The organism is Rhodopseudomonas sp. WA056 (assembly GCF_010906995.1).
GTDB lineage: Bacteria > Pseudomonadota > Alphaproteobacteria > Rhizobiales > Xanthobacteraceae > Rhodopseudomonas > Rhodopseudomonas palustris_G.
Map to the genome: position 1 here is coordinate 1 of NZ_QPFS01000149.1, position 10,442 is coordinate 10,442.

Genomic DNA, 10,442 nt, shown 5'->3' on the forward strand with positions numbered 1-10,442 from the left:
CCCGCGAGCAGATGACCTCGCTCGAATCCAGCGCCTCGGCGCTCCCGGCCGTGGCGAAGGATCTGGAACAAGCCGGCGGAGACCTCGGACGCACGGCTGTCGGCCCCCACGACGAAGCCGTCCTCGACGAACTCTACGCGCGCTACACGATGGAGCGCGAGCGCGACGTCCATCGCCGCTTCCTGCAGCAGTTCGGGCTCGCCGCCAAACAGCAGGCGCCCGTTGCAAGCGATTGCGACTTCGAGCTGTTTTGAAGCAGCGCCGGTCTTGATGGATCAGGACCGTGATGGATCAGGACCGCGCCGCCCGATGCCACGACAGCCGCAACCTGATGTCTTGAACCACGCGGCACGCGCCGTGCGTTTCCTCATCCCGATCGCGGACGAGCAGGATGGCGGAGCGGGAGCTGGATCATCGCAGCGGGACGGCAAGCCGCGGTCTCGATGATGCCGCAGGTCTGGGCTTGCGGCTCACGAGCGGGGCCTACGACGCCGGCAGCGTCACGGTGAACGCTGCGCCACCTTCGTCGCGGTTCGCCGCCGCGAGCGTGCCGCCGTGCTCGCGAACGATGCCGTAGCTGATCCACAGGCCGAGTCCGGTGCCTTCGCCGACCGGCTTGGTGGTGAAGAACGGCTCGAAGATCTTGTCGATCATGCCGTCGGGCAAACCCGGACCGTTGTCGGCGACCGTAATGGTCACCTCGCCGTCCTGCCGCCTGGCCGAAATCTCGATCCGCGGCTCGGGCCGGCCGCGCACCGCATCGATCGCGTTGTCGACCAGATTGACCATGATCTGGTGAAACTGGCCTTCATTGCCGACCACCGTGAGGTCGGGCACGATGTCGAAGGCGAGATCGACATGGCCGGGCTTGGCGCGCGCCGCCCAGCGCGCCGCCGTCCGCACGATGCGGTCGACGTCGATCGGCTGGGTCTCGCCGGTTCGCGGGAAGCTCAGGCGACGCAGGTTCTTCACCACGTCCGAGACCCGCATCGCGCCTTCCAGCGTGCCTTCGATCAGCGACGCGTAGTCGGCGAGCAGCGCGTCGATCTTCAATCGCCGGCGCAGCGCATCGATCTCCGCCGGATCGGCGCCGCCGTGGATCGCCGCCAGATACGCCGCCATCCGCTCACGGTAGCGGTCCAGCATGTGGATGTTGCCGTAGATGAAGCTGATCGGATTGTTCAGTTCGTGCGCCACGCCGGCGACCAGGCGGCCGAGACTCGCCATCTTCTCCTGCTCGACGAGCTGGCGCTGGGCGCGCTGCAATTCGCTGTGCGCGGTGTGCAGCGCCTCGTAGGCGCGGCGCAGCTCGCCGATCGGCCTGCCGGTCAGCACCGTGCCGACGCGATGGCCGGCCTGATCGCAGCGCGTCGCGCCGTTGATGGCGTAGAGATCGGACAGACCGTGCGCGGTGACGAAGCGGATTTCCAGCGCGATCTCCGAGGACGACGGCGCCCGCAGCAGCTCCTCGATCCGGGCCCGGTCGGCGGCATCGACCAGTTCGCCGAGCGGGCGCTCGACCACCGCGGCGGCCGGCGTCGCCAGCAACCGTACCGCGGCCGGATTGATCTGAAGTACGATGCCGTTGCGGTCGCAAACGATCAGGATATCGGAAACCGACTCGATGACGCTGGAGATGAAAGCCTGCGCTTCCTCCAGCGCGGTGTTCTTCTCTTCGAGGTCGGTCTCGTAGCGGAGCAGGTCGGCATAGACCTCGTCCATCTTGCGGATCACTTCGATCCACGCGGCCTCCTGATCGCCTTCGAGCGGCGACAGCAGAGGCGAACCGACGCGGTCGATCAGGCGCTCGCCGGGGGCGATGCGATCAGGCATCGTCGTCGAGGCCCTTGCGCAGATCGTAGCGGCCCAGCTTGTTGCGCAGGCCGACGCGCGACAGGCCGAGTTCGCCGGCGACGCGGCTGATATTGCCGCCGTGGCGATCGAGCGCCTCGATAATCATGTGCCGCTCCAGCGCCTCGATGTTGGTCTTCAGGGTGGCGCTGCCGTGATGCGAGGACTGCAGCCGGATCGGCTCGTTGCCTTGCCGGATCCGCGCCGACAGATCGGCCTCCTGCAACCAGCCGTCCCGGGTCAGCACCACCATACGCTGGATTTCGTTCTGGAGTTCGCGAACATTGCCGGGCCAGTCATAATGCCGCATCCGGGCCAGCACGCCGGGGGTGAAGCCGTTGACGGCGCGGCCGTAGGATTTGGCGACGTCGGCCAGCACCTTGGCGGCGATCAGCGGCACGTCCATCGGCCGCTCGCGCAGCGACGGCATGTGCAGCGGGAACGCCGCCAGCCGATAGAACAGATCGCGGCGGAAGCGGCCGGCGCGGACCTCGGCCTCGAGGTCGCGATTGGTGGCGGCGACGATGCGGACATCGACCTTGCGGACGCGCTGCGCGCCGAGCGGACGGATCTCGCTCTCCTGCAACACGCGCAGCAGCTTGACCTGAAACGCCGGCGAGGTCTCGCCGATCTCGTCGAGAAAGATCGTGCCGCCATCGGCGACTTCGAACAGTCCGACGCGATCCTGATAAGCGCCGGTGAAGGCGCCCTTCTTGCAGCCGAACAATTCGCTTTCGAGCAGCTCGTCCGGCAGCGCGCCGCAATTCTCGACCACGAACGCCTTGCCGGAACGTGCCGAACCGTAGTGGATCGCACGCGCCAGCAGCTCCTTGCCGGTGCCGCTCTCGCCGGTGATCAGCACCGAGATGTCGAATTCGGCGGCACGCTTGCCGAGTTCGATCACCTCGGCGAGCGGACTGTCGGGCGCGTGCACGATGCGGTCGAAATCGTACAGCTTGCGGGCCGCGCCGCGCTTTTCGGTGACGACGCGCTGCACCCGCTCCGGCGTCAGCTTGACGTCGATATTGGCGGTCTCGGTTTCCTTCTGCAGCCGGAACAGCTCGACCGCGCCGCGCACGGTGTCGAGCAGCTTGTCGGGATGCCACGGCTTGGCGATGTACTGATACACCCCCGCCTCGTTGATGCCGGCGATGATGTCCTCGGAGTCCGAATAGCCGGAGATGATCATCCGCACCGGATCGGGCCAGGTCTCGCGGACATGCTTGAGGAAGTCGACGCCGGTCTCGTACTGCATCCGCTGATCGCACAGGATGGCGTGGACGATCTCGCTTTCCAGCACGCGCCGCGCCTCGCCGGGGTCGCGCGCACAGATCACCTCGAACTCGTCGCTCAGCACGCGCTTCAGCGACTCCAGCGACCGGATCTCGTCATCGACCACCAAAACCGTCGCCTGGCCGCTCATCGTCCTCGTCCCATCACACCCACGATCAATCTAGCGCCTTCAGCAAATCCGCGGCAATTGCTCGCCGGCCAGCCAGTCGACGATCCGCCCGCCGCCGAACGAGGTAATCATCTGCACGAAGTGATGATCGTCGAGGATCACCTCGCCGATCAGCGCCGCGTCGCGCCCGAGCGGATGCCCACGCATCGCGGCCAGCACGGTCCCGGCCGCTTCGGGCGCGACGATGGCGATCAGCTTGCCTTCGTTGGCGACATAGAGCGGATCGAGCCCGAGCAGTTCGCACGCCGCCGCCACTTGCGGCCGGACGGGTACGGCATCTTCGTCGAGCCGGAACCCGACGCCGGATTGTTGGGCCAGTTCGTTGAGCGTCGCCGCCACCCCGCCGCGGGTCGGATCGCGCATCACCCGCAAGCCCTGCGGCGCCGCCGCCACCATCGCGGCGACCAGTTCGTGCAGCGCGGCGCTGTCCGATTGAACGGTGGTTTCGAACGCGAGGTTCTGCCGCTGCGACATCACCGCAACGCCGTGGTCGCCGACGAAGCCGGACAGCAGCACCTTGTCGCCGGGGCGCGCCTGATCGGACGACAGCACCAGATCGCGCGGCGCGACGCCGATGCCGGTGGTGGTGATGAACACGCCGTCGGCCTTGCCGCGCTCCACCACCTTGGTATCGCCGGTAACGATCGGCACCCCGGCGTCGCGGGACGCCGCCGCCATGCTGTCGGCGATCCGCTTCAGATCGGCGAAGGCAAAGCCCTCCTCGACGATGAAGCCGGCCGACAGATACAGCGGCCGCGCGCCGGCCATCGCGACGTCGTTGATGGTGCCGTGCACCGCCAGCGAACCGATGTCGCCGCCGGGAAAGAACAGAGGCGACACCACGTAGCCGTCGGTGGTCATCACCATCCGGCCGGCATCGACGTCGAATGCCGCCTGATCGTTGCCGGCGCGCAGCATCGGATTGTCGAACGCGGCGTGGAAGATCTCGCCGATCAGATGCGCCATCGCCCGGCCGCCGGCGCCGTGCGACAGATCCACCCGGCCGTTCTTGAGGTCGAGCTTGCGCCGCCGGATTTCGCTGCTCATGCCACGTTCCTCCGCGCATGGTCGCGGAAGCGGCCATAGGTCCAGTGCGCCGCACAGGCGCCTTCCGACGAGACCATGCAGGAGCCCATCGGGGTCTCCGGCGTGCACAGCGTGCCGAACAATTTGCAGTCGGTCGGCCGCTTGATGCCGCGCAGGATGGTGCCGCATTCGCAGGCCGGATTGTCGGCGGCGGAGATCTCCGCCATCGCGAAGCGCTGCTCGGCGTCGAAATCGCGATACGCCGCGCGCAGCCGCAGTCCGCTGAGCGGCACTGCGCCGAAGCCGCGCCACTCGAAGCTGTCGCGCAGCTCGAAGATCGCGTCGACTTCGGCCTGGGCGATCGTATTGCCCTCCGGCGTCACCGCGCGGATGTACTGATTCTCGACCTCGTGACGGCCGTCATTGACCTGGCGGATCAGCATCAGGATCGCCTGCATCACGTCGAGCGGTTCGAAGCCGGCCACCACCACCGGCTGTTCGAACTCGCGGGCGAACGGCGCGAACGCGTCCGATCCGATCACCGCGCTGACATGCGCCGGGCCGACGAAGCCGTCGAGCCGCGGGCCGGGCACACCGTCGAGATCGGGATGTTCGAGGATGCCGCGGATCGCCGGCGGCGTCAGCACGTGGTTGCAAAACACGGTGAAATTGGCGAGCCCCCGCGCCCTGGCCAGCTTGATCGCCAGCGCGGTCGGCGGCGTGGTGGTTTCGAACCCGATGGCGAAGAACACCACCTCGCGCTCCGGCTCGGCTGCAGCGATCGCCAGCGCATCCAGCGTCGAATACACCATGCGGATATCGGCGCCGGCCGCCTTGGCGCGCAGCAGCGAGGCGCCGTGCGAGCCGGGCACCCGCATCAGATCGCCGTAAGTACACAGCGTCACCTCCGGCCGCAGCGCGAGCTGGATCGCCATGTCGATGCGGCCGACCGGCAGCACGCAGACCGGACAGCCCGGGCCGTGCACCATTCGGACATTGGCCGGCAGCAGATCTTCGAGGCCGTAGCGCGAGATCGCGTGCGTATGGCCGCCGCAGAATTCCATGAAGTGATAGCTGCGCGCCGGATCGGCCGCCTTGGCGATCGCGGCGGCGATCCTGCGCGCGACCGCGCCGTCGCGATACTCGTCGACGTATTTCATTGCGCGGCCTCCGCGAGCTGTCCCATCTCGGCGAGCAGCGCCAGCGTCTGTTTCGCCTCCTCCGGGTCGATCCGGGTCAGCGCGAAGCCGACATGGACCACGACGTAGTCGCCGACCGCCACGCCTTCGACCAGCGCGACCGACACCACCTTGCTGACGCCGTCGAGCGACACCCGCGCCATCTGATCGGGCAGCAGTTCGACGACTTCGGCGGGGATGGCAAGGCACATCGGCGCTACTCCGTTTCGGCTATGAGTTGGCCGGCGATCCACGCCTGGCCGAGACTGAGGCCGCCATCGTTCGGCGGCACCTGCCGGGCGAGCAGCGGCGTCAGCCCTCGCGCCCGCAGCCGCGCCGCCAGATCTTCGCTCAGTACGCGATTGAGGAAACAACCTCCGCCGAGCGCGATCGTGGTGAGTCCGGTCTGCTCCGCGGCCTGCACGGCCCAATCGGCGAGCGCGGCGGCGAGCGTACCGTGGAACAGCTCAGCGCCGTCCCGGGGATCGTTGCGCGACGTCGCCAGATGGGCGAGCAGCGGCGAGAGATCGAGCGTGCCGGCGCCGATCTCCCAGCCGCCGCCCAGCACGCGCGGGCATTTCACCAGCGCTTCGAGCTGCATGGCCGCCTGGCCTTCGTAGCTTTGCGTCGCGCAGACCCCGAGCAGGCCGGCGGCGGCATCGAACAGCCGTCCGGCACTGGTGGTGGTCGCGCAACCGTGATTGGCGAGCATCGCGGCCAGCGCCGCCGCGCGCGGCTGATCGGCGAAGCGTGCGGCGATCGCCCGGCCCTGCCCCAGCGCATGCAGCGCCGCCGCCGCCATCCGCCACGGCTCGCGCGCCGCGGCGTCGCCGCCCGGCAGTGCCAAAGGCCGGAGATGGCCGAGCCGGGCGAAGCGCGCGCCGTCGACGCGCAGCAGCTCGCCGCCCCAATTGCCGCCGTCGCTGCCGGCGCCGTGGCCGTCGAGCACGATCCCGAGTAGCGGCGCGGCAACGCCATGCTCGGCCGCGATCGATGCGACATGGGCGTGGTGATGCTGCACGGCGATCAATGGCAATCCGAGACTCTCGGCGAAGCGGGTCGAGGCGAAATCGGCATGCAGATCATGGGCGATCGCCGCAGGGGTCACGCCGACGAGATCCGTCAGGTGCTCGACAGTGTGTTCGAAGAACCGCACGGTGTCGGCGGTCGCCAGATCGCCGATGTGCTGCGATACGAACGCCTCGCGGCCGCGCGTCAGCGAAACCGTATTTTTCAAGTAAGCGCCGACCGCCAGCACCGGCGGCACCGCGTGCGGCAGCGCGACCGGCTGCGGCGCGAAGCCGCGCGCCCGGCGCACGAAGGACGGCGCGCCGTCAATGATCGCCGCAACGCTGTCGTCGGCGCGCACCACGATGGCGCGGTCATGCCCGACGATCAGATCGGCGACGCCGGCGAGCTTGCGTTCGGCATCGTCGATCACGATCGGATCCCCGCCGCCATTGGCGCTGGTCGCGACCAGCACCAGATCGACCGGCGCGCGCTGCCAGTCACGCCCGGCAGGCGAGCCGGCGGCAGCGTGGAAGATCAGATGATGCAGCGGCGTATATGGCAGCATCACGCCGAGCGCGCCGAGCCCCGGCGCCACCGACGGCGCCAGGACGCCGCGGCTTTTCATCAGCACGACCGACCGTTCGACCGAACTCAGCAAGGCCCGCTCGGCGGCGCTCGCCTCGACGAGACGATCCAGCGACGCCTCGGAAGCCACCATCACGGCGAACGGCTTGGCGTCGCGGCCCTTGCGGCGGCGCAGCTCGGCGACCGCCATCTCGTTGGCCGCGTCGCACAGCAGATGATAGCCGCCGAGACTCTTCAGCGCGACGATGCCGCCGGCCCGCAGCCGCGCGACGATCCCGGCGATCGAATGATCGAGCCGCGGCCCGCAGGCCGGGCAGGCGACCGGCTCGGCGTGGAAGCGGCGGTTGCCCGGATCGCCATAGTCGCGCGCGCAATCGGCGCATAGCGCGAACTTCGCCATCGAAGTGTTGGCACGGTCGTAAGGCAGGCGCTGCGTCAGCGTGTAGCGCGGGCCGCAATGGGTACAGTTGACGAACGGATAGAGGTGGAAGCGGCTCGCCGGATCGAACAGATCGTCGAGACACGCCTCGCAGGTCGCCGCATCGGCGCCGATCCGCGTCGTCACCGCACCGCCGCGGGTTTCGGCGATGTCGAAATCGCGGTCGCCGCGGGCGTGCAGCGCCTCGGTCTCGATCGCGTCGACCCGCGCCAGCGGCGGCGCCTCGCTGCGCAGCGCCGCGATGAACTCCGGCAGCGCCACGCCTTCGACCTCGATCAGTACGCCCTCGGCGTCGTTGGCGACGAAGCCGCCGAGCCGGTAGCGCTGCGCTAGGTGGTACACGAACGGGCGGAAGCCGACGCCCTGCACCGCGCCGCGCACGCGTACACGGGCGCGAGTGGCATCGGGGACCAGGGCGACGGCGGGCTGCATCGCGCTATTCGGCCGCGGTCGCGGCAGCGCGGGCGGCAGCGGCGCGCTTGGCGATCCAGGCATAGAACGCCGGCATCCCCTCGCCGGTCCTGGCCGACACCGTCAGCACCTCGATTTTCGGATTGACGCGGCGGGCGTATTCGATCGTCGCCGCAAGATCGAAATCGAGATGCGGCAACAGATCGATCTTGTTCAGCAGGAGCAGATCGGACGCCGCGAACATGTGCGGATATTTCAGCGGCTTGTCCTCGCCCTCGGTGATCGACAGCACCACCACCTTGTGAGCTTCGCCGAGATCGAACGCCGCAGGGCAGACCAGATTGCCGACGTTCTCGATGAACAACAGGCCGCCCTGCGCCGGCGGCAACTGATCGAGCGCGTGGCCGACCATATGGGCGTCGAGGTGGCAGCCCTTGCCGGTGTTGATCTGGATCGCCGGTGCGCCGGTGGCGCGGATCCGCTCGGCGTCGTTGGCGGTCTGCTGATCGCCTTCGATCACCGCGATCGGATGCTGATCCTTCAGATCGGTGATGGCCTTCACCAGCAGCGTGGTCTTGCCGGAGCCGGGACTGGAGACGAAATTGAGCACGAAACAGCTGGCGGCGGCGAAGCGGGCTCGGTTCTCGGCCGCATAGCCGTCGTTCTTGGACAGAATATCGCGCTCGATCTGTACCACGCGCGCCTGCGTCAGGCCGGGCACATGGACGCCGGCGATGCCGCCGCCGAAATCGATGCTGCCATCCGCGGCCGCAGGGGCCTGATCGTGGTCGTGATGACCATGATGATGATGATGACCATGGTCATGGGCATGATGATGATCATGGTGGTGATGATGCGCGTGGTGGTGGTCATGACCGTGATCGTGCGCATGATCATAGTCGTGACTGTGATCGTGGCTGTGGTCATGGCTGTGGTCATGACCGTGATGGTGGGCATGGCCGTGCGCCTGGCCGGGAGCCACGCTGCCGTCTCCGCATCCGCAAACCGTACACATCACTCGACCTCCAACTCCTTGATCCGCAGCTCGTCACCCGACGTGACCTGCAACCGATAACCGCCGCAGTCCGGACACGGCTCGGCGCGCTGCGCCAGCGGCACCGTCTTGGCGCAGTCCATGCACCAGGCCTCGCCCGGCACGGTGACGATCTCGAAGCGCGCACCGGCCGCGATCCCCGCATCGGCGACCGCGGAAAAGCAGAACCGCATCGCCTCCGGCTCGACATGGCTGAGCGCACCGATCTCGACCCAGACGGTCCGCACCCGCGAAAAATCCTGCGCGCGCGCCTCGCGCTCGATGATCTCGATCAGGCTTTCGCACAGCGCCATTTCATGCATCGGCGGCCTCGCGGAAGCGCACGTCGTAGCCGACGCAAGGATCGAATGCCGCGACCAGCGCCGCGACGCGCTGCCGGTCGGGCTCGGTGGCTCGCAGATTCGTGCCGACGAGCCCGCGAGCCAGCGGACCTTCCGGATGGAAATTCCACTCGGTGGGGGCCAGGATCTCGAACTGCCGGATCGCCCCGCCGGCATCGAGCGCAATCAGGTGATGCAGGCGGCCGCGGGCAGATTCGACGGCGGCAAGGCCGATGGCTGCGCCGAGTGGTGCGCTCTGCACGACTGTGGCGGTGTCCACGCTCCCGCGCCGCACCGCGCGTAGCAGCTCGGGCGTCGCGGCGATATCGATCAGCCGGGCCAGCAGCCGGCCGCCGAGGCCACCGCCGAACGAAGCGATCACCGGGTGATCCGCGTTGCGCGCCAGCGCGCCGGTCTCCGGCACCCGGCCGGCAACATCCGGACGCACCGCGAAGGACGGCCCCAGACCGATCAGCCGTTCGCCGATCGCCGGATCGTCCGCTGCGGTGAGCGGATCGATCGCCGCCTCACCAAACTCAGCTTCAGCCACCAGCGGCCGGTGAAGCTCAGCCAGCAGCATATCCGATCCAAGCCAGCGCCGGCAGGCGGCAACATCCGCAAACGAACGCGGCGCCAGCCCGAGTGCTTCGAGTCCCTGCGCGATGCGGCTAATCGCGTCGTCGTCGAGCGGAGCGGCCGGATCGCGCGGCCGCACCGCGATCGTCAGATCGCGCAGGTGATGGGTCAGCGACAGCGATCCGCCGCCGCCGAGCAGCAGCACGGTGCCGCGCAACAGCTCGATCATGCGTTCCGCCAGCACCGCGCTGGCCTGCGCCGTAACGATCGCCGGCGACGGCGAACCCCCGCGTGCCGCCGCGAGCGCTTGGGCCGCGGCGACGCCCTGCGCCGATGCGCACAGCGCGAACAGCCGCGGCACCAGCGCGACGACCGTCTCGCCGGATTTGCCCTGCGCCAGCCGGCCGATGCCGATCGGTCGCCGCGCGGTGATGTCGAGCCGAACGACGCGATCGCCGCGGCGGACGATTCCGACCTCGATGCGATCCTCGCCCGGCGCCGCGGTCATGGCCGCCACTCCATCCAGGCC

General features: G+C 68.6%; 9 protein-coding genes and 1 pseudogene. 1 reads left to right on the top strand and 9 read right to left on the bottom strand.

Annotated elements, in window-relative coordinates:
- Positions 1-254 (top strand): annotated as a pseudogene (locus DU475_RS21180) (chemotaxis protein); the annotation flags it as partial.
- Between the two features lie 229 nt (positions 255-483).
- Here DU475_RS21180 and DU475_RS21185 read toward each other — a convergent pair.
- The 9 genes from DU475_RS21185 to DU475_RS21225 form a co-directional block, all read right to left on the bottom strand.
- A complete protein-coding gene (locus DU475_RS21185) occupies positions 484-1,833 on the bottom strand; it encodes a sensor histidine kinase (protein WP_164633238.1) in 1,350 nt (449 codons plus the stop codon).
- Positions 1,826-3,274, bottom strand: a complete 1,449-nt coding sequence (locus tag DU475_RS21190; RefSeq protein ID WP_013500345.1) for a sigma-54-dependent transcriptional regulator — start codon at positions 3,272-3,274, stop codon at positions 1,826-1,828. The genes DU475_RS21185 and DU475_RS21190 overlap by 8 nt, the downstream gene beginning before the upstream one ends.
- A 39-nt stretch (positions 3,275-3,313) precedes the next feature.
- Complete coding sequence (gene hypE, locus DU475_RS21195) at positions 3,314-4,360, bottom strand: hydrogenase expression/formation protein HypE (RefSeq protein ID WP_164633239.1); 1,047 nt, start codon at positions 4,358-4,360, stop codon at positions 3,314-3,316.
- A complete protein-coding gene (gene hypD, locus DU475_RS21200) occupies positions 4,357-5,499 on the bottom strand; it encodes a hydrogenase formation protein HypD (protein WP_164633240.1) in 1,143 nt (380 codons plus the stop codon). Before hypD ends, hypE begins: the two co-directional genes overlap by 4 nt.
- On the bottom strand, positions 5,496-5,729 hold the full coding sequence (locus DU475_RS21205) for a HypC/HybG/HupF family hydrogenase formation chaperone (RefSeq protein ID WP_164633241.1): 234 nt from the start codon (positions 5,727-5,729) through the stop codon (positions 5,496-5,498). The genes hypD and DU475_RS21205 overlap by 4 nt, the downstream gene beginning before the upstream one ends.
- Before the next feature lie 5 nt (positions 5,730-5,734).
- Positions 5,735-7,984: a carbamoyltransferase HypF gene (gene hypF, locus DU475_RS21210; protein WP_164633242.1), complete on the bottom strand. Its 2,250-nt coding sequence runs from the start codon at positions 7,982-7,984 to the stop codon at positions 5,735-5,737.
- 4 nt (positions 7,985-7,988) lie between these two features.
- Complete coding sequence (gene hypB / locus DU475_RS21215) at positions 7,989-8,978, bottom strand: hydrogenase nickel incorporation protein HypB (RefSeq protein WP_164633243.1); 990 nt, start codon at positions 8,976-8,978, stop codon at positions 7,989-7,991.
- A complete protein-coding gene (gene hypA / locus DU475_RS21220; protein WP_164633244.1) occupies positions 8,978-9,319 on the bottom strand; it encodes a hydrogenase maturation nickel metallochaperone HypA in 342 nt (113 codons plus the stop codon). The genes hypB and hypA overlap by 1 nt, the downstream gene beginning before the upstream one ends.
- On the bottom strand, positions 9,312-10,442 hold a 1,131-nt coding region (locus tag DU475_RS21225), incomplete at its 5' end, for a nickel-dependent hydrogenase large subunit (RefSeq protein WP_246700382.1). The genes hypA and DU475_RS21225, both read right to left, overlap by 8 nt.

What these genes read in the sequence shown, in the direction of transcription:
- DU475_RS21190 (WP_013500345.1), bottom strand. Translation starts at nt 3,274, where the DNA reads ATGAGCGGCCAGGCGACGGTTTTGGTGGTCGATGACGAGATCCGGTCG.
- hypE (WP_164633239.1), bottom strand. Translation starts at nt 4,360, where the DNA reads ATGAGCAGCGAAATCCGGCGGCGCAAGCTCGACCTCAAGAACGGCCGG.
- DU475_RS21185 (WP_164633238.1), bottom strand. Translation starts at nt 1,833, where the DNA reads ATGCCTGATCGCATCGCCCCCGGCGAGCGCCTGATCGACCGCGTCGGT.
- hypF (WP_164633242.1), bottom strand. Translation starts at nt 7,984, where the DNA reads ATGCAGCCCGCCGTCGCCCTGGTCCCCGATGCCACTCGCGCCCGTGTA.
- DU475_RS21205 (WP_164633241.1), bottom strand. Translation starts at nt 5,729, where the DNA reads ATGTGCCTTGCCATCCCCGCCGAAGTCGTCGAACTGCTGCCCGATCAG.
- hypD (WP_164633240.1), bottom strand. Translation starts at nt 5,499, where the DNA reads ATGAAATACGTCGACGAGTATCGCGACGGCGCGGTCGCGCGCAGGATC.
- hypA (WP_164633244.1), bottom strand. Translation starts at nt 9,319, where the DNA reads ATGCATGAAATGGCGCTGTGCGAAAGCCTGATCGAGATCATCGAGCGC.
- hypB (WP_164633243.1), bottom strand. Translation starts at nt 8,978, where the DNA reads ATGTGTACGGTTTGCGGATGCGGAGACGGCAGCGTGGCTCCCGGCCAG.